This window comes from Pseudomonas sp. ok266, from assembly GCF_900110195.1.
In the GTDB taxonomy this organism is placed as follows: Bacteria; Pseudomonadota; Gammaproteobacteria; order Pseudomonadales; family Pseudomonadaceae; genus Aquipseudomonas; species Aquipseudomonas neuropathica.
In genome coordinates, this window is record NZ_FOCU01000002.1 from 479,911 (window position 1) to 498,178 (window position 18,268).

14 protein-coding genes and 1 pseudogene are annotated in these 18,268 nt (G+C 61.1%); 6 read left to right on the forward strand and 9 right to left on the reverse strand.

All coding sequences use genetic code 11. From position 1 onward, the window contains the following. Positions 1-14: 14 nt before the first annotated feature. Complete coding sequence (gene cpaB, locus BMY54_RS05595; protein ID WP_093430275.1) at positions 15-956, reverse strand: Flp pilus assembly protein CpaB; 942 nt, start codon at positions 954-956, stop codon at positions 15-17. A 331-nt stretch (positions 957-1,287) separates the two neighbouring features. On the opposite strand from cpaB, the gene BMY54_RS05600 reads away from it, so the two are divergent. From BMY54_RS05600 to BMY54_RS05610, 3 genes are all read left to right on the forward strand, one after another. Beyond that, positions 1,288-1,497, forward strand: a complete 210-nt coding sequence (locus tag BMY54_RS05600; protein ID WP_175559555.1) for a Flp family type IVb pilin — start codon at positions 1,288-1,290, stop codon at positions 1,495-1,497. Positions 1,498-1,515: 18 nt separating this feature from the next. Next, positions 1,516-1,728: a Flp family type IVb pilin gene (locus tag BMY54_RS05605; RefSeq protein WP_093430276.1), complete on the forward strand. Its 213-nt coding sequence runs from the start codon at positions 1,516-1,518 to the stop codon at positions 1,726-1,728. 72 nt (positions 1,729-1,800) lie between these two features. After that, the gene (locus tag BMY54_RS05610; RefSeq protein ID WP_093430277.1) at positions 1,801-2,208 is read left to right on the forward strand and encodes a response regulator; all 408 of its coding nucleotides are present in this window, start codon (positions 1,801-1,803) and stop codon (positions 2,206-2,208) included. Positions 2,209-2,901: 693 nt separating this feature from the next. On the opposite strand, the gene BMY54_RS05615 is transcribed toward BMY54_RS05610, so the two are convergent. From BMY54_RS05615 to BMY54_RS05630, 4 genes are all read right to left on the reverse strand, one after another. Beyond that, positions 2,902-4,572, reverse strand: a complete 1,671-nt coding sequence (locus tag BMY54_RS05615) for a ShlB/FhaC/HecB family hemolysin secretion/activation protein (RefSeq protein ID WP_093430278.1) — start codon at positions 4,570-4,572, stop codon at positions 2,902-2,904. A gap of 133 nt (positions 4,573-4,705) precedes the next feature. After that, the gene (locus BMY54_RS05620; protein WP_093430279.1) at positions 4,706-6,280 is read right to left on the reverse strand and encodes a collagen-like triple helix repeat-containing protein; all 1,575 of its coding nucleotides are present in this window, start codon (positions 6,278-6,280) and stop codon (positions 4,706-4,708) included. 299 nt (positions 6,281-6,579) lie between these two features. Continuing rightward, positions 6,580-7,434 (reverse strand): MaoC family dehydratase, encoded by an 855-nt coding sequence (locus BMY54_RS05625; protein ID WP_093430280.1) that lies wholly within the window; start codon positions 7,432-7,434, stop codon positions 6,580-6,582. 2 nt (positions 7,435-7,436) lie between these two features. Continuing rightward, positions 7,437-8,789: a 3-oxoacyl-ACP reductase gene (locus BMY54_RS05630; RefSeq protein WP_093430281.1), complete on the reverse strand. Its 1,353-nt coding sequence runs from the start codon at positions 8,787-8,789 to the stop codon at positions 7,437-7,439. Between the two features lie 283 nt (positions 8,790-9,072). On the opposite strand from BMY54_RS05630, the gene BMY54_RS05635 reads away from it, so the two are divergent. Next, the gene (locus tag BMY54_RS05635) at positions 9,073-10,350 is read left to right on the forward strand and encodes an acetyl-CoA C-acetyltransferase (RefSeq protein WP_093430282.1); all 1,278 of its coding nucleotides are present in this window, start codon (positions 9,073-9,075) and stop codon (positions 10,348-10,350) included. Positions 10,351-10,600: 250 nt separating this feature from the next. On the opposite strand, the gene BMY54_RS31220 is transcribed toward BMY54_RS05635, so the two are convergent. Together BMY54_RS31220 and BMY54_RS31225 are read right to left on the reverse strand one after the other, a co-directional pair. Beyond that, on the reverse strand, positions 10,601-11,368 hold the full coding sequence (locus BMY54_RS31220; RefSeq protein ID WP_371748302.1) for a methyl-accepting chemotaxis protein: 768 nt from the start codon (positions 11,366-11,368) through the stop codon (positions 10,601-10,603). A gap of 90 nt (positions 11,369-11,458) precedes the next feature. Further along, positions 11,459-12,547: pseudogene (locus BMY54_RS31225) on the reverse strand (cache domain-containing protein); the annotation flags it as partial. Between the two features lie 447 nt (positions 12,548-12,994). Between BMY54_RS31225 and BMY54_RS05645 the strand changes: the two are divergent. Beyond that, positions 12,995-13,891 carry a PA4780 family RIO1-like protein kinase gene (locus BMY54_RS05645; RefSeq protein ID WP_007914672.1) on the forward strand — a complete coding sequence of 299 codons (897 nt, stop codon included), beginning with the start codon at positions 12,995-12,997 and terminating at the stop codon, positions 13,889-13,891. A 323-nt stretch (positions 13,892-14,214) separates the two neighbouring features. Then, complete coding sequence (locus BMY54_RS05650; RefSeq protein WP_093430284.1) at positions 14,215-15,423, forward strand: MFS transporter; 1,209 nt, start codon at positions 14,215-14,217, stop codon at positions 15,421-15,423. Here BMY54_RS05650 and cueR read toward each other — a convergent pair. After that, a complete protein-coding gene (gene cueR / locus BMY54_RS05655) occupies positions 15,377-15,790 on the reverse strand; it encodes a Cu(I)-responsive transcriptional regulator (protein ID WP_093430285.1) in 414 nt (137 codons plus the stop codon). The two genes, BMY54_RS05650 and cueR, sit on opposite strands and share 47 nt — an antisense overlap. Then, positions 15,787-18,180 carry a copper resistance metal-translocating P1-type ATPase CueA gene (gene cueA, locus BMY54_RS05660; protein ID WP_093430286.1) on the reverse strand — a complete coding sequence of 798 codons (2,394 nt, stop codon included), beginning with the start codon at positions 18,178-18,180 and terminating at the stop codon, positions 15,787-15,789. The genes cueR and cueA overlap by 4 nt, the downstream gene beginning before the upstream one ends. Positions 18,181-18,268: the final 88 nt, after the last annotated feature.

The window sequence follows — 18,268 nt, forward strand, 5'->3', positions numbered from 1 at the left end:
GGATCCTTGCGCAGTCATGGGTTTTGTTGGGTGATCTGGTTGCCGCGAATGATTTCCACGGCAGGCCTCGGGGCCGCACCGGAACCGCCGCCGGTAGGCGCTTTCGGTCCAGCGCCCAAGGCCAGTTGGGTGAACTGGAAGAGTTGGCTGTTGGCATTGTTCAGATGTGCCGGCGCCTGAGTTTCTCCAGCCCAGTATTTGGCCAGACGTTGTTCTTCACTGCTGCGTACGGCCAGACGCAAGGTGCCGACTTGCGTTGCCAGCATCAGTCGGCTGAGCAGTTGTTCCGGCACTGCCAGCACCACGGTGCGCGCGGCGATGCGGCGTTGATCCTGTTTGAGTTTTTCCTCGGCGCTCAGGGCCGGCGAGGCGGGTTGGCCGTCGTTGGTCAGGCCGTATTGATCGCCGACACCCAGCACACGCATGGCCGGTAAAACGATCTGTGCCGACTGTTCGAGGTTGCTGGAATCCTGGCGCAAGTAGAGCAAGACATCGACGTAATCGCCGGGAATCAGTTGCCCGGCGGCACCGATCACTTCGTCAACAGCCACGGTGAGCGCGCGTTCGTCACTGTGAATCATGCGTGCCAGTGAACCGCCGGCGGTGAAGCTTTCATCGTTCAGCCAGGTGCCGGCGCTGAGGTGCCGCCAAGGTGTGCGGCCAATGGCCTGATCGACAGTGCTCAAGCTGCCCGCCGGTGCACTGCGCAGTTTTTCCACCGCTACATCGGCGGCGGTCAGCGCAGTGAAGGGTGGCACATCGTGCAGCAGCACCACCACGGGTTGGCGGGTCTGGTCTTCGGCGATCGCGACAGTTTTTTCAACAGTGACAGTTGGGGCGACGGGGGCGACGGCGACGGGCGCTGGTTGACGACTGAGTACCAGTCCCCAGTAACCGACAAAAATGGCTCCCAATAACAGGATGGCTGCAAGGCCCATGGTGACGCGACTGTTCATGACGGCTCTCCCTTTCCTGCTGCACTACCCACTGCTATTGCTAACGAGAGAAGTTCCCAATCCGGCAGCTATGAACATGCAACTATTTCGCTATTTCCACGCTAGCTGATCCAAGCCAAAACGCCATTACTGACAGGAAAATAACTCACGAAAGTATGAGTCTTGGCCAATTAACAGCAGCCGATGGCAAAAACACGATTGGATTAATACTTTCCGGTTAATCCGTTCTTACAGTTGTTGGGTGGGGGTTTGTTGACAATGCTCAAATGGCACGGTGGAACCTTGCCGCTGTAGTGCGACATCGGCGCCAGAGGCGCGAAGGAGTGGACGTATGTTCCAGATGATTGTTGATTACTTGATGGCCAGAGTGCGTCTGTTGTTCAGAAACGAGGAGGCGGCATCGGCTATCGAGTACGCGATCGTGGTGGCGATGGTGGCCGTTGTGGTTGTGGCATTTGTGACCCCCCTCGGTAATCGAGTGTTGTTCTACTTCAACAGCATCTTGACCGGACTTGGCGGCCAAACCGTGACCCGACCCTGATGACGGAGGAGAGCTGCGATGCTTTTTGAATATCTGATGATTCGTGCCCGCAGTTTCCTGGCCGATGATGACGCTGCATCGGCCATCGAGTATGCGATTGTGGTGGCGATGGTCGCTGTGGTGGTCATTGTGTTCGTTACGCCTGTGGGTGGCCGAGTGTTAATCATGTTCGATAATCTGTTGGTCGCGTTGGGCGGATCGACGGTGCAGACGCCACCCGCGACACCCTGAGTTGAACGAAGCTCAATGCCCGGCTGATGTCGGGCTACACTCGGGTTCACTTTCAGTTTTCAGGGATTGCCCATGACTGCTTCCTCGCTGCCGCGCCAACAGTTGCTTCTGGTTGACGATGAAGAGGACGCGTTGCTGGAGCTGGCGGAGTTGCTCGAGGGGGAGGGGTTTGTCTGTCATACGGCGACGTCGGTGAAGCTGGCGTTGCATCATCTGACTCGCCATCCCGATATCGCGCTGGTGATTACTGATTTGCGCATGCCGGAGGAGTCCGGGATGTCGTTGATCAAGCGCTTGCGTGAGCATACTTCTCGGCAGCATTTGCCGGTGATTGTGATGTCGGGGCATGCGGATATGGAAGATGTCAGTGACCTGTTGCGATTGCAGGTGGTGGATCTGTTTCGCAAGCCGATTTATTACGTCAGGTTGTTGGAGACTCTGGATAATTTGTTTCCCAAGCCTAAGGTTCAGGTTGGCTGAGGTTGAACTCGGCGGCCTCTGGGCCGACCGTGCTTTGGGTGTTTTGGGTGAATATCCGTTTTTTTGGGTGATGCAGCTGGCGGTTTCGCCCTTACGGCGAGGCACTTTTTCCAGACGCCGAAAAAGTACCCAAAAAGGCTTGCCGCAACGTTCGGCCCACTCGCTGAGGCTCGGGGTTCCTTCGCTCCGGGATCGATCCGGGCGCAGCGCCTACGGTTTGCTTCGCTGCACCTCCTCTCGCTGTGTTTGGCTTCGCCAAACGGTCGCTGCGCTCCCACTCCCGGATCAATCCCTCCACTCAGCCTGCCGACGCGGCCGGTGAATCAAGATCAAGAGCTGCAGCCGAGCTAACGCTCATCCTGTTGAGTGGTGAGGAGCGGTAGCGGTGCGCGGTGTGCGGTGTGCGCGGTGTGCGCTGTTTTGCTTTGGCTTTTCTGTGGGGGCGAGTTTGCTGCGGACGGCGTTCCTGCGAAAGCGGCCTGACAGCCGGCCAGTTTCTAACTGAATGCACTCAATCCAACTGTAGGAATGAGCCTGCTCGCGATGGCGGCCTGACAGCCGGCCAATTTCTAACTGAATGCACTCAATCCAATTGTAGGAGTGAGCCTGCTCGCGAAGGCTGCCTGCAATCCGACCCAGTTCTGCCGTTTGTACACTCCACCCGCCGCTGCCGAAGCCTCTTGGTGTTTCAGCTTACAACTGGTAACTGAAACTGATGCTGTACCTGGGCTTGCGATTGAACGTGTCCAGCGCTTCATCCGACATCGCCTTCGCCGCTTCCAGCGCAATGTTGTAGTACTTGGCATCGCCAAACCGTAGCCCGATCGCCGCCGATGACAGATTGTTGGCCCGCACCGGCAATTCATTGAACCAACTGCGCGAGCGATCGAGTACGACATACGGTTGCAGGATGCGCACCCAGTTGCCGTCGCGGTTGAAGCTGTAGTTGACCTCGTACGCCACGCCCCAGCCCTTGTCGCCGGACGCTTGATCGTCGGGATAACCGCGACCGAAGTTCTGCCCGCCGAACACCGCGCGTTCGCTGTCGGGCAGGGTGTCGTCGCTCCAGTACAGCGCGGCCGACAGCACCCCTTGCCAATTGTCGAGGAACTTGTCGCTCTGTACGCCAGACAGGCGCAGGCGAAAGAAGTCGAGGTCGATGGCGTTGTTGTTGGTTTTCGCGCCCATGCTGTCGAGGCCCTGGTACACGCCGCCGCTGAGGATCCGCAACTGGCGGGCATCGGCCTTGCGCCAGTCGCTCTCGAAGGCGAGGGCGCGGATGTCGGTGCGTTCTTCGACACTCAGCGGGAAGCCGATCACCTTGTAGCGGGTCTTGTCGTTGACCGCGTAAAGCCTTGAACCGGCCGTCAGCAGTTCGTTGGAAGCGGCAATCAGCGGCAGGGTGAAACCGATCGAGTAGCGGTCGTTTTCGCGGTGCGGTTTGAGTTGCAGGCCATTGTCGAGCAGGACATTGGTGCCGGGGTCAGCACGGTAGCGTGAAGCCGACAGCGCCAGTTGTGCGCCCTCGTCATTGAGGAACTGGTTGTAGTCGAGCCGGTAGTAATGTTCGTGATCGTCACCCGGTGGAAACAGGCCGCTGAGGGTCAGTTGCTCGCCCATCGCGGTCTGCGAATTGCTGCTGACACCGAGCAGGGCCTGGGTGCCGTTGCGGTTGTCTTCGGTGGTGCTCAGCGTACTGGTGAAGGGTTTGCGACTGGCCTGGGCCACCAGCGTTGTGGCGCCGTCGGTGGTGCCGGGCGGTGGCACCTGGGCCTGGATCGTCACCCCGGGAATGCGCGTCATCAGCGTGGTGTAGCGCTCGAACGTCTTGCGGGTCAGCGGCCGCTCGGTCTGAATCTTCGCCGCCAGTTTGTCGAGCAGCGCTTTGACCCGGCCGACATCGCCCTGGATCTGGATATCGCGGACGTAGCCTTCCACCAGCACCACGCGCGCTACGCCGTCATTGAAATTTTGCTGCGGCAAGAACGCGTAGGACAGCAGGTAACCGTCCTGCTGATAGCGTCGGGTGATGTTGCGCGTGGCTTCGATCAGCTCGGCGAGCGTGGCTTGCCGGCCGATCAGGGGCTTATAGATTTCGGCGAGTTCGTTGAGCGGATAGAGGGTGCCGCCTTCGATCTGCACGGTTTGCAGTTTGATCTTGGTGTCCATCAACAGCGGTTGCGCAGCGGCGGCACCAGCGTCCGGCACCTGCACGGGCGTGGCGCTTGGGCGATAGGCGTCGGCCGGCAGGTTCGGCACCGGCAGATTGCGGATGGTTTCGTTGCTGTTGAGAAAGCTGGGCAGGGTGTCGGCGAGGGCGGCGGAACTGAGACTGAGGAACAGCAGGGATGCCATTACGCGCATAGGACACTCCATGGTCAGATCACAGCACTGGGCTGAATTCTCCTAAGAAAAAAGCGGAAGACTCGTGGGAATCTTCCGCCCTCAACCAAGCGTAGGCGCTGTAGGTGAGGCCGTCGAATCGGCCAGGTGCAATTTAGCGTTTGTTGCCTCCCAGGGTGCCAGTCAGACCACCGAGTACACCGCCCAGACCGCCACTGGTGGTCCCCCCGCTGGTACCGCCGTTAACCAGGCCACCGACGGCGGAGACGGTGCCGCCGACGTTGCTGACCAGACCACCGACTGCGGTGGTGACCGGGTTGTTGGTCGCAGCAATACTGCCGCCGATACTGCTGACCGCGCCGCCCACCTGGCCGGTGAGACCTGCAACAGGTGAGCCGATACCGGTAGCGGCGCCGAGTTGCTGAGTCACGTTGGTAACGCCACTGGTGACCGGGTTCAGGCCTGCGCCCAATGTGGCGCCAACCGTGGCCAGCGGTGAAGTCGTAGCAGTGATCGGAGTGCCCGAACCGCCAAGCACGGTGTTGAGCGAAGCGACGGTATTACCGAGACCGACAGCGGTAACGCCGCCTGCGCTGACCACGCCATTGGTATTGCCGGCATTCAGGCCCGCGCCGACGTTGACCACGGCGCCGCCAACGGTTTGCAGCAAACCGGTGCCGCCGAGGCCACCGCCCAAACCGCCACCCACTCCACCGGTACCCGAACCAGTGCCGTTAGACACCAGACCACCGGCCTTGCCGACTGCGGTGCCGGTATTGCTCAAGGCGCCACCGAGCGTATTGGTCAAGGCGTTGCCGTTACCCGCATCGGTAACATTGCCGCCCAGTGTGTTCACCGCACCACCGACTTGCGCAACCACGCCTTTGAGTGGATCGCCAAGACCTGTGGTCGCGCCGAGTTTGTCCGTGGTGCTTTCAACCATCGCAATCACTGGCACCAGACTACCGCCGAGTTTGTTCGTCAATTGGCTGGTCGGGCCGCTGGTCAGCGTGGTGTCGAGGGTATTGCCGAGCATGGTGACTTTCTCGCCGACACCATCAAGCAGCGGCGCGACTTTGGTCACCACACCGCCCACCACCGGTACGCTGCCCGTCGCAGTGGACAGCTTGGCGCTGAGGTCGGAGACGCCGTTGCCAACATCCGTCACTACACCGCCAACCGAGGCAACGGTGGTGGTCAGGCCATTAGGGTCGGTGGCCAGTTTGCCTACGCCATTGGCGACGCCATCACCCAAGGTGCTGACAACATTGCCTGCGGTGTTGGCCGCACTCTGCACCACACCACCGACCACCGGTACGGTGCTCAGCGAGTCGCCGATCTGGCCAACGCCATCGCCGACACCCGCGACGGTCTTACCGACATCCTGCACCAGGGTGGTGGTTACCAGCGGTGTGGTGGTCGGATTGGTCGGGTTGGTCGGATCCGTTGGGTCTGTCGGGTTGGTTGGATTGGTCGGATCGGTGCCACCGGTTCCGCCAGTACCACCTGTGTTCCCGGTCCCGCCGGTTCCGCCTGTGCCTGCAGTATCACCGCTGCCGCCCGTACCGCCAGTACCCGAGGTGCCGCCAGTGCCAGCGGTGCCGTCCGCCGCAGAACTGCCGGAGCTGCTGTGATGGCCGCCACCGCCGCTGCTGCAGCCGGCGAGGCCGAAGGAGAGAATCAATGCCAGAGCGATTGCCGATTTGCACCACACATCTTGAGTTTTCATGATTGAGATTCCTTGCACCTGTCACAACGTTCGTTGTCTTCGATGGCTCGCCGATCTGTTGTCGGTGATGCCTTCGCCCGTTGTGCTCAATCTCAGTCCAGGGGCAGGTTTCAGGCCATTCTCAAGTTGGTATTAACGCCTTTATATATAAGGTGAAGTTCAGCGCCTAAGGACTAATACCCAGGATATAGCCGGACAAAAAAAGGCCTTGATAATCAAGGCCCTGGTTTTTTCAGCGGAAGGCGGAAGGACGGCGAAAACTTAAGTTATATACACACAATTAACGGTATCCCGCGTGCTCAGGCAATCGGTTGCCACTGCCCGACCATATGCTCCAGGTCTTGCGCACCGATCAGCCGCAACTCACCACTGGACCCCGCCGCACTCGCCAGCAGGGTCACCTCACTGGGCAGGCGCACCGGTTTGCGAAAGTGCACGGCGATCTCAAGGTTGGCCTTGGGCAAATGATCGTTCAGCGCCGCGAGGGTCCGCGCCTTGTTCCACAAACCATGGGCGATCGCTGTTGGAAAGCCAAACAGCCTGGCACTGGCCGCACTCAGGTGAATCGGGTTGTAGTCGCCGGACACTTTGGCGTATTGCCGACCGATATCGACCGGGGCTTTCCAGCGCGCCACCTCCACCAGCGATTGCGACGGCTCCCAGGTCTGCTCGGCCGGCTCGCCCTCAAGTTTCACACCGCGACAGAGCATCTGGCTTTCCGCTTCCCACAGCGGCCCGAGCTGATCATCCAGGGTGGTCAGCAGATCGAACGTCGCACCTTTGGGATGCGCTTGCAGATTCGTCACGCGCACGCTGACCTGCGCCCGACCGATCCCGCCCATCGGGCGCAACACGCGAATGCGGTTGCTCAGATGAATCAGCCCCAGCAGCGGGAACGGAAAGGCTTTGGCGGTGAGCAATTGCATCTGCAATGCAAAGGCGAGGATGTGCGGATAGGTCGGCGGCAACAGACCGTCATCGACGAATCCGCAGACCTTGCGATAGCCCGCCAGGCGTTGGCCATCGACATCGACCCAACAGCGCAGGCCGCTGTCGGGTAATTGGGTGCCGGTGATTTTCCGTCGCGTCGCCGCCCGTGCGTAGAGCCCAGGCAGGCTCGGTTCGCGATCCAGCGTATGCCATTCGATGCTCATGCCTAAGCCCCCAGAACGCTTTGTCCGCAGACCCGCAGCGCCTGCCCGGTGAATGCTCCGGTGCCCGGTTGCGCCAGCCACGCGACGGCTTCGGCGACGTCTTGCGGTAAACCGCCCTGACCGAGCGAACTCATGCGTCGGCCCGCCTCACGCAGGCCAAACGGAATGTGTGCAGTCATTTGCGTCTCGATAAAACCGGGGGCGACGGCATTGATGCTGATCCCACGTTCCAGCAGCGTAGGCGCCCAGGCTTGCGCAAGACCAATCAGCCCGGCCTTGCTCGCGGCGTAGTTGGTTTGCCCGCGATTGCCGGCAATGCCGCTGATCGAGGCCAGCAGAATCACCCGCGCGTTGTCGCGCAGCGTGCCGCTGTCGAGCAGGGCCTGGGTCAGCACTTGCGGTGCGTTGAGGTTGACCGCCAGCACCGCGTCCCAGAATTCCGGGGTCATATTGGCCAGGGTTTTGTCGCGGGTGATGCCGGCGTTGTGCACCAGAATATCGAGGCCGTCAGGCAGTTGTTCGATCAATTGCGTGGCGGCGTCGGCGGCGCAGATATCCAGGGTAATCGCGCGGCCGCCGAGGCGGGCGGCAAGGGCTTCCAGATCGGTCTTCGCCGGCGGCACGTCGAGCAGGATCACCTCGGCGCCGTCGCGCGCCAGGGTTTCGGCAATCGATGCGCCGATACCGCGAGCCGCACCAGTGACCAGCGCCTTGCGTCCGGCCAGCGGCCGGGTCCAGTCAGTCACTGGCGTCGCACAAGCTGTCAGGCGAATCACCTGCCCGGACACGAACGCACTTTTCGGCGAGAGGAAAAACCGCAGCGGGCCTTCCAGTTGATCTTCGGCGCCCTCACCGACGTAGATCAATTGCAGCGTGCCGCCGCTGCGCAATTCCTTGGCCAGCGAACGGGAAAACCCTTCCAGCGCTCGTTGCGCACTGGCAGCAAACGGATCTCTGAGGGTTTCCGGGGCACGGCCAAGGATCACCAGATGGGCGCTGTGCTCAAGATTCTTCATCAACGGCTGGAAGAATTCGCGCAGTTGCTTGAGCTGGTCGGTATGCAGCAACTCGCTGGCGTCGAACACCACGGCTTTGAGTTTCGGGCCGTGGCCGGGAATCCATTCGGTAGCGGTTGCCGGTTGTTCGCCGTAACGGTAGATGCCGTCGGTCAAACGGTTGGCGAAGGCACTGACGCGCTCCGCCAGTGGCCCGCCGCCGATCAGCAGCGCCCCTTCCACCGGCCGCAGGCGCCCGGCCTGCCAGCGTTCCAGCCGCACCGGCGACGGCAGGCCCAGCGCCCCGACCAGGCGATGGCCGATGGACGAGTTGGCGAAGTCGATATAGCGGTCAGACATGGAACGCTCTCCAGAAGTTGGGGTTCAAAGTGTGGACTACCGATGGCAATCAATCGTTCGATCCACGCAATAAGGCCTACGCTAGAACAGCAGAGTAGTTTGCCCCCGGCGTTTGTGTTGCCGAACCCACAGTCAGAAACACAGCTGACCCCTGTAGGAGTGAGCCTGCTCGCGATAGCGGTGTATCAGTCAAGAAATGTTTATCTGACCCACCGCTATCGCGAGCAGGCTCACTCCTACAGGGGATCGGCGTGAATTCAAACCTTCGGAAAAGGAGTTATTCATGAGTCAGCTGCGCCGCGTCGCGATCATCGGCGGTAACCGCATTCCCTTCGCCCGTTCCAACGGGCCGTACGCCACGGCGAGTAATCAGGCGATGCTCACCGCCGCCCTCGAAGGCCTGATCGAACGCTACAACCTGCACGGCCAGCGCATTGGCGAAGTGGTGGCGGGCGCAGTGCTGAAATTGTCACGAGATATGAATCTGACCCGTGAATGTGTGCTCGGCTCGCGTCTGTCCCCGGCGACGCCCGCCTACGACATTCAGCAAGCCTGCGGCACTGGCCTGGAAGCGGCGATCCTGGTGGCGAACAAGATCGCCCTCGGCCAGATCGAGAGCGGCATCGCCGGTGGCGTCGACACCACCTCGGACGCGCCGATCAGTGTCAGCGAAGGCCTGCGCAGAATCCTCTTGCAAGCCAACCGCGCCAAGACCACCGGCGACAAGCTGAAAACCTTTCTGCAGTTGCGGCCGCAACACCTGATCCCGGAATTTCCGCGTAACGGTGAACCGCGCACCGGCCTGTCGATGGGGCAGCACTGCGAACTGATGGCGCAGACCTGGAACATCCCGCGTGAAGATCAGGATCAACTGGCCCTCGAAAGCCACCACAAACTCGCTGCGTCCTATAGCGAGGGTTGGCACAACGACCTGATGACACCGTTCCTTGGTCTGACCCGCGACAACAATCTGCGCCCGGACCTGACCCTGGAAAAACTCGCGACGCTGAAACCCGCCTTCGAAAAAAGCGCGAAAGGCACGTTGACGGCAGGCAACTCCACGCCGCTGACCGATGGCGCGTCTGTGGTGCTGCTCGGCAGTGAAGAGTGGGCGAAGGAACGCGGCTTGCCGATCCTCGCGTACCTGCGCGATGGCGAAGCGGCGGCAGTGGATTTCGTCAACGGCGCCGAAGGGCTGCTGATGGCGCCGGTGTATGCCGTGCCACGGTTGCTGGCACGCAACGGGCTGACCTTGCAGGATTTTGACTACTACGAAATTCATGAAGCGTTCGCGGCGCAAGTGCTGTGCACGTTGAAGGCCTGGGAAGATCCCGAATACTGCAAAACCCGTCTGGGCCTTGATGCGCCCTTGGGTTCGATTGATCGTAGCCGGCTGAATGTGAAGGGCAGTTCGCTGGCGGCCGGGCATCCGTTTGCGGCGACCGGTGGGCGTATCGTCGCGAACCTGGCGAAGTTGCTGGACGCAGCGGGGAAGGGCAGGGGGTTGATATCGATTTGCGCGGCGGGTGGGCAGGGCGTCACCGCCATCATCGAACGCTGACGCTGAAAGAGCCCCTCGCCCTAACCCTCCCGAAACGTCGGACCGCCCAGAGGGAGAGGGGACCGATTGGGGGATGCTTCAAAGGTGCGCCGACCTGAGAGAGTTGTGCTGAATCCAGAATCGAACCGATTTGGAGAATTCGGCCAGTCCATAATCGACGCGGTATTTCAGGTCGATGTATAACGCCAGACACCTCGGTCAGCCCCCTCTCCCTCGGGGAGAGGGCTGGGGTGAGGGTGGCTGTTGAGGTTCAGGTACGAAACCGTCTGACCAACCCATCCAACTCATTCGATAATCCCGCCAGACTCTGCGAATCCAGACGCGCCGAGTTGGCCAGTTCTGCCACCAACTGCGCATCACCGTGGATCTGGCTGATGTGCCGGTTGATGTCCTCAGCCACCTGATGCTGTTCTTCAGCAGCGGTAGCGATTTGCGTGTTCATGTCACGAATCACGTCCACCGATTCGCGGATCTGCCCGAAGCTTTCGCGCGCCTCGCCGATACGCGTCACCGACTGCTGCGAGACCTGCAGGCTGGCGTGCATCTGTTGTGTGACCTGACTGGTGCGCTTGGCCAGATTGCCGAGCAAGCCATCGATCTCTGCCGTCGAATCCGCCGTGCGTTTGGCCAGTGCGCGCACCTCATCCGCCACCACGGCAAAACCGCGCCCCTGTTCACCGGCGCGGGCTGCTTCGATGGCGGCGTTGAGCGCCAGCAGGTTGGTCTGTTCGGCGATGGAGCGGATGGTGCCGAGGATCGACTGGATATCGTTGCTGTCGCGCTCCAGTTGTTGCATTGACTGCGCCGATTGCTCCAGCTCCTGGCTCAGTTGATCGACGCTGTGCACCGCCGCATCAATCTGTTGCTGGCCTTGGCGGGCCTGACGCTGGCCGCTGTCGGCGGAGTCAGCCGCCTGACTGCACGAGCGCGCGACTTCGTTAGCGGTGGCGACCATTTCGTGGAACGCGGTCGAGACCATGTCGACCGCTTCACGCTGACGCCCGGCGGCTTCGGCCATGTCGCTTGAGACGCGGGTCGAACTCTGCGAGGTCGCGAGGATTTTCCCGGCGGCGCCGCCGATGTGCTGGATCAGGCTGCGGATCGCGGTGAGGAACTGATTGAACCAGTTGGCCAGTTGCGCGGTTTCATCATTGCCACGGATGTCGAGGTTTTTGGTCAGGTCGCCTTCGCCCTGCGCAATGCCTTCCAGGCCACTGGCGACGCTGCGGATCGGCCGCACGATGAGGGTGGCGAAACTGGCGCCAACCACGGCGAACAGCACGGCCAGCACGGCGGCGATGATCGCGATCAGCCAGGTCAGTTGCGTGGCCGAGCTCATCACATCGCTCTGCTTGATCAGGCCGACGAAGGTCCAGCCCAATTGCTCCGATGGCCAGACGTTGGCCATGTAGCGCTCACCGTTAAGCTCGACTTCGACCAGGCCTTTGCCGGCCTTGGCCAGCTGCGCATAGCCTTCGCCGAGGCTGTCCAGCGGCTTGAAGTTGTGTTCCGGCTGTTTCGGATCGACCAGCACCGTGCCGCTGTTTTCCAGGAGCATCAGGTAGCCGGTTTCGCCCAGCTTGATCTGTTTGACGATCTCGGTGAGCTGCTTGAGCGTCACGTCGATGCTGACCACGCCGCCGTTGCTGCCGAGTTTGTTGTCGATGGTGCGCACGGTGCTGACGTAGGTCGCATCGTCCTGTGCCCAGTAATAGGCGGCGGTACGGAATGGTTTACCCGGTTTGGCTTGGGCGGCCTTGTACCAGGGACGCTGACGCGGATCGTAGTTATTGAGCTTGGGGTCGTCCGGCCACGACACATAACCACCGGCGGCGGTGCCAACGATGGCGTAGGCGTAAGCCGGGTGGGCGTTGCCCAGGTCCTGGAGGAACGCGAAGACCTTTTTGTCCATCTCGCCTTGCGGGATGGATTCGGCGTTGGCGCTCATGTAGGTCTTGAGGCTGTCGTCGGTGTTTTTGATCAGCGGCTGCGACGCCAGGTAATCGACGTTCTGGCTGATGCCATCAAAAAACAGCTGCATGGCATTGCTGACCTGACGGATTTCGCGACCGCTGCTGTCGACAAAACTGTCCCGGGCATCGCTGCGCAAGTTCATCACCACCAGCGTTGCGACCAGCACCACCGGCAAGCAGGCGATGATTGCAAACGCCCACGTCAATTTCTGTTTGATGTTCATCCGCGCTCCAGATTTTCTTGTAGGCCCACGCAGTGCAGATGACTTGTGGTTTATTGGCAGCCGAAAACGTTGTGGATCACTCGTATCCCCGAGCGCGGCATCGCTGATTGTTGTGGAACGATTGCCGGACAAATCCCTCTGTCATTGAGGGCTTCGGCTGCAAAACAGGGAAATTGAGGCGACTTTGCAAAAATCTGCCGAAGGGGCATCAGCCGGATGTCAGATTCTGTCGCAAATGCCCTTGAAGACATGTACCAACAAGTACAACAGCCTCGGCTATGATTCCCCTCGGTCGATGCGCGAGCGCAGAGTTGGCCCTGTTTAATCCGGCACAGTGTGTGCATTCTCAACGTTCACAGGTCGGCAACCCCTCCCCGTGATGCGAGGATTGCCGTATAACGAGTGACATTCGCGTGTTTGGTAATAAAGGACCCACAATAAAAGCTGATGAAGACTCCAAAACGCATTGAACCCCTGATCGAGGACGGTCTGGTCGACGAGGTGCTGCGCCCACTGATGAGTGGCAAAGAAGCAGCTGTTTATGTGGTGCGCTGCGGCAATCAGTTACGTTGCGCAAAGGTCTACAAGGAGGCGAACAAACGCAGTTTCCGCCAGGCGGCCGAGTATCAGGAGGGCCGCAAGGTGCGCAACAGCCGACAGGCTCGCGCAATGGCAAAAGGCTCCAAGTTCGGTCGCAAAGAGACCGAAGATGCCTGGCAGAACGCCGAAGTGGCGGCGCTGTTCCGTCTGGCCGGCGCCGGTGTGCGGGTGCCCAAACCCTACGACTTCCTCGACGGCGTGCTGTTGATGGAACTGGTGGCCGATGAGTTCGGCGATGCCGCGCCGCGTCTCAATGACGTGGTGCTGGAGCCGGATCAGGCGCGCGAGTATCACGCGTTCCTGATTTCGCAGATCGTGCTGATGTTGTGTACCGGTCTGGTGCACGGTGACCTCTCGGAGTTCAACGTGCTGCTGACGCCAACCGGCCCGGTCATCATCGACCTGCCGCAAGCTGTCGACGCTGCCGGCAACAACCACGCGTTCAGCATGCTGGAGCGCGACGTTGGCAACATGGCTTCCTACTTCGGACGCTTTGCCCCGGAGTTGAAGCTGACCAAATACGCCAAGGAAATGTGGGCGTTGTACGAAGCCGGCACCCTGCACCCGAACAGTGTGCTCACCGGTGAGTTCGATGATCCGGAAGACCTGGCCGACGTTGGCGGGGTATTGCGCGAGATCGAAGCGGCGCGCCTCGACGAGGAACGCAAGCAGGCCATCCGTGCAGCGGACGACGAGCCGAAAGGCAAGTCCGACGAACCACCGCCACCACCGTGGATGCAGTGATTGCTTGATGAGAAACCCGGCTTCGGCCGGGTTTTTTGTTTGAATCAGAAGCCTTGGAACCCAGAAGCCCCTCATCGGAACGCCGCCCGCCCAGCCCTCTCCCAGAGGGAGAGGGGGCCGACCGAGGTGTCTTGCGTCATACATCGACCTGAAAAAACGAGTCGATTATGGATTCAACGAAAAACGTTCAGGTCGGTGTACCTCCCAAATATCCCCCAATCAGTCCCCTCTCCCCATGGGAGAGGGTTAGGGTGAGGGCTCTTTCGGATCAACGCAAATTCAAGTCTACTGTCCACCGCCCCAACCACACTCAAGGACTGAATGTGACCACCCCGAGCAACACCCACCTGATCGTCACCGCTCGACTGATCTCCGATTTCGGCGCCTTCCTCAACATGGTCGCGCTGGCCACCTACGTCTACCTGCTGAGCAACAGCGCAATAAGCGTCGGGATCTTTCTCGCCAGTCGTGTCGGCGGGGGGATTTTTGCCAGTCTGATCGGCACCGCGTTTTACCGTCGTTGCAGCGGACGCGCACCGCTGATCGCCTTCGACCTGCTGCGCGCCAGCGTGCTCGGTCTGTTGTTGATCGTGCCCGTCAGCCAACAGGCCTTGCTGTTGCCGGTGATCGCCTTCGGTCTGGGCCTGGGCAATTCGATGTTTGCCATCGGCCTCAACAGCCAGTTGCCGCGTCTGGTCCCCGCTGATCAACTGCTCAAGGCCAACGCCTGGATCACTTCGGCCTCATCCGCTGCGATGGTTGGCGGCAGCCTGGTTTCAGGTTTGCTGGTCGCGGGGTTTGGTTTTGAAACGGTGTTCGCACTGAATGCGCTGACCTATTTGCTGGCCGCGTTATTGATTGTGCCGCTGCGGTTCGCACCCGCAACCGTCAACGACGCACCGGAACGCGGCGAATGGACAGCGCTCAAGCAAGGCCTGCGTTCTGCGCCGGTGATTGCCGCGATGCTCGCGGTCACCATGGCCGACACTTTGGGCAGCGCCGCGCACAACGTCGGCTTTCCGATCATCTCCAGACTGCTCACGCCGGAGTCGGCGAGTACCACGCTGGGGCTGATGCTCGCAGTGTGGGCCAGCGGCAAGCTCCTCGGTGCGCGAATCGCCAGCCGTCTCAAAGGCTCGGACAACATCCATCTGGAACGGCGGTTTTTCTTTGGCGTGGCGCTGATGTCCTGCGGCTTTATCCTGATGTTCCAGCAACACAACCTCTATGCCCTGTTGCTGTTTTCCTTGCCGGCAGGCTTGGGTGACGGTTTTTCCGAGGTCGGGCTGATGTCGCGTCTGCAACGTGAACCCGAGCAATTGCGCCTGCCGATCTTTAGCGTACTGACTTTGCTGCAAATGACCGGGTTCGGTATCGGCATGCTGATCGCCGCGCCGTTCTACGCTTGGTGGACGCCGGGTGCCGTGGTCATGCTGTTCCACGGCATTCCGCTCAGTACGTTGCTGCTGGTGAAAGTTCTGGCGCTCAAGCGCGGGCGGATTGTGCGCAGCAGCCCGACGCCAGCTCCTTGAGGATCGGGCAATCGGGGCGGTGGTCGCCGTTGCAGTGCTCGACGAGGTCTTGCAGGGTGTCGCGTAATTCGCCGAGCTCGCGAATCTTCTGGTTCAACTCGTCGATGTGCTGGCGCGCCAATGCTTTCACATCGGCGCTGGCCCGTTGGCGATCCTGCCAGAGGGTCAGCAGTTTGCCGACTTCCTCCAGCGAAAAGCCCAGATCCCGCGAGCGCTTGATAAACGCCAGCGTGTGCAGATCATCGTCGCCATAGACCCGGTAACCGCTGTCGGTGCGATGCGCCGCTTTGAGCAGGCCGATCGACTCGTAATAGCGGATCATTTTCGCGCTCAGGCCACTGTGTCTGGCCGCTTGGCCGATGTTCATCGGTGTTCCTCCAGGTCCTTGGGTTTCCAGGTTTTCAACAGTAGCGCATTGCTCACCACGCTGACGCTCGACAGCGCCATCGCCGCGCCGGCCAGCACCGGATTGAGGAAGCCGAACGCCGCCAGCGGAATGCCGATCAGGTTATAGACGAAGGCCCAGAACAGGTTCTGGCGGATCTTCGCATAAGTCTTGCGACTGATCTCCAGTGCCGCCGGCACCAACCGTGGATCGCCGCGCATCAGGGTAATGCCCGCCGCGTGCATGGCGACGTCGGTGCCGCCACCCATGGCGATACCGATGTCGGCAGCGGCGAGGGCCGGGGCGTCGTTGATGCCGTCACCGACCATGGCGACCACGCCGGTTTTTTTCAGCTCGGTGACGGTCGCGGCTTTGTCCGCTGGCAGCACTTCGGCGTGGACATTGCTGATACCGAGGGCCTCGGCGACCACGCGCGCACTGCCACGGTTGTCGCCGGTCAGCAGATGGCTGTGGATATCGCGGGCGGCGAGCTGCTGCACGGCTTCCAGTGCACCGGGTTTCAGGGTGTCACCGAAGGCGAACAAGCCGAGCACTTTCGGTTCCGGGCTTTGCTCGATTAACCACGACAGGGTGCGGCCCTCGGCTTCCCAAGTCTGGGCAGATTCGCTCAGGTTGCCCGCGTTCAAAGCACTTTCTTCGAGCATCCGCCGATTGCCCAGCGCCAGACGCCGGCCTTCAAGATTGCCGGCAATGCCGCGACCGGTCAGCGATTGACTGTCGCTGACATCCGGCACGTTCAGGCCTCGTTCCGCTGCGGCATCGAGTACCGCTTTGGCCAACGGATGTTCACTGCCGCGTTGCAGGGCGCCTGCCAGTTTCAGCAGCGTGTCTTCATCACCATCCATTGCACTGAAATGGGCAATGCGCGGCGTGCCGGAGGTCAGCGTGCCGGTTTTGTCGAACACCACACTGCTGACTTCATGGGCGCGTTCCAGCGCTTCGGCGTCCTTGATCAGAATGCCGTGACGCGCGGCCACGCCGGTGCCGGCCATGATCGCCGTCGGCGTGGCAAGGCCCAGCGCACAAGGGCAGGCGATGACCAGCACCGCGACGGCGTTGATCAACACGGTCTCCATGGGGGCGCCGTAGAGCCACCAGCCGATCAGTGTCACCAACGCGATCAGCAACACCGTTGGCACGAAGATCTGGCTGACTTTATCCACCAGTTTCTGGATCGGTGCTTTCGCGGCTTGAGCGTCCTCAACCAGACGAATGATCCGCGCCAGCACGGTTTCTGCGCCGAGCGCCAGGGTGCGCACCAGCAAGCGGCCTTCACCGTTGATCGCGCCGCCGGTGACTTTGTCTCCGGGTTGTTTCGGTACCGGCAGGCTTTCGCCGCTGATCAGTGCTTCATCGGCGTGGCTCTGGCCTTCGATGACTTCGCCGTCGACCGGGAAACGCTCGCCGGGTTTGACCAGCACCAGATCGTTCAGGCGCAAGGCGCTGATGGCGACATCCTGCTCGCGACCGTCGATGACTTGAATCGCCCGTTCCGGACGCAATGCTTCCAGCGCGCGGATGGCGCTGGCGGTCTGGCGTTTGGCGCGGCTCTCCAGGTATTTGCCGAGCAGCACCAAGGCAATGACCACCGCCGACGCTTCGAAATACAGATGCGGCATGCGCCCGGCGGCGGTGGCCCATTCGTACAAGCTCAAGCCGTAACCGGCGCTGGTGCCGAGGGCGACCAGCAAGTCCATGTTGCCAGCGCCGGCACGCACGGCTTTCCACGCCGCCACATAAAAGCGTGCACCGAAAATGAACTGCACGGGCGTGGCGAGGGCGAATTGCGCCCAGGCCGGCAGCATCCAGTGGATGCCGAACGGTTGCAGCAACATCGGCGCCACCAACGGTAGGGCTAGGGCGATGGCGCAGATCAGCGCCCAGCGTTCATGTTTCAGGCGCTGTTGTTGGTTATCGGTTTGTGGATGTTCGGCTTGCCAGATGCTGGCCGAATAACCGGCCTTGCTCACGGCCTCAAGCAGCGTTTGCGGGTCGACCTGGCCGAGCAAATCCAGATGCGCACGTTCGTTGGCCAGGTTCACGCTGACGCTTTTGACGCCCGGCACTTTGTTCAGCGCACGTTCGACGCGACCGACGCAGGAGGCGCAGGTCATGCCTTCGATATTCAATTCGATAGTCTGCTGCGGCACGCTGTAACCGGCGCGCTCAACTGCTGCCATCAAGGCCGGCAGACTGTCGCCGGGCGCCTGCACACGGGCCTGCTCGGTGGCGAGGTTGACGCTGACGGCACTGGCGCCGCTGACTTTGCTCAAGGCCCGCTCGACACGCCCGGCACAACTGGCGCAGGTCATGCCGGCAATCGGCAGGTCGAAAGTGATGGAATCGGACATTGGTCGTACTCCCTGTAGTAGATGCCTACAAGGATCAACCTTGCCATGCGGGCAAGGTCAAGCGCCATTATTTGACGCGCCGCAAAAC

What these genes read in the sequence shown, in the direction of transcription:
- BMY54_RS05625 (WP_093430280.1), bottom strand. Translation starts at nt 7,434, where the DNA reads ATGAGCATCGAATGGCATACGCTGGATCGCGAACCGAGCCTGCCTGGG.
- cueA (WP_093430286.1), bottom strand. Translation starts at nt 18,180, where the DNA reads ATGTCCGATTCCATCACTTTCGACCTGCCGATTGCCGGCATGACCTGC.
- BMY54_RS05605 (WP_093430276.1), top strand. Translation starts at nt 1,516, where the DNA reads ATGCTTTTTGAATATCTGATGATTCGTGCCCGCAGTTTCCTGGCCGAT.
- cpaB (WP_093430275.1), bottom strand. Translation starts at nt 956, where the DNA reads ATGAACAGTCGCGTCACCATGGGCCTTGCAGCCATCCTGTTATTGGGA.
- BMY54_RS05645 (WP_007914672.1), top strand. Translation starts at nt 12,995, where the DNA reads ATGAAGACTCCAAAACGCATTGAACCCCTGATCGAGGACGGTCTGGTC.
- BMY54_RS31220 (WP_371748302.1), bottom strand. Translation starts at nt 11,368, where the DNA reads ATGGCCGAAGCCGCCGGGCGTCAGCGTGAAGCGGTCGACATGGTCTCG.
- BMY54_RS05630 (WP_093430281.1), bottom strand. Translation starts at nt 8,789, where the DNA reads ATGTCTGACCGCTATATCGACTTCGCCAACTCGTCCATCGGCCATCGC.
- BMY54_RS05615 (WP_093430278.1), bottom strand. Translation starts at nt 4,572, where the DNA reads ATGCGCGTAATGGCATCCCTGCTGTTCCTCAGTCTCAGTTCCGCCGCC.
- BMY54_RS05610 (WP_093430277.1), top strand. Translation starts at nt 1,801, where the DNA reads ATGACTGCTTCCTCGCTGCCGCGCCAACAGTTGCTTCTGGTTGACGAT.
- BMY54_RS05600 (WP_175559555.1), top strand. Translation starts at nt 1,288, where the DNA reads ATGTTCCAGATGATTGTTGATTACTTGATGGCCAGAGTGCGTCTGTTG.
- BMY54_RS05635 (WP_093430282.1), top strand. Translation starts at nt 9,073, where the DNA reads ATGAGTCAGCTGCGCCGCGTCGCGATCATCGGCGGTAACCGCATTCCC.
- cueR (WP_093430285.1), bottom strand. Translation starts at nt 15,790, where the DNA reads ATGAACATCGGCCAAGCGGCCAGACACAGTGGCCTGAGCGCGAAAATG.
- BMY54_RS05620 (WP_093430279.1), bottom strand. Translation starts at nt 6,280, where the DNA reads ATGAAAACTCAAGATGTGTGGTGCAAATCGGCAATCGCTCTGGCATTG.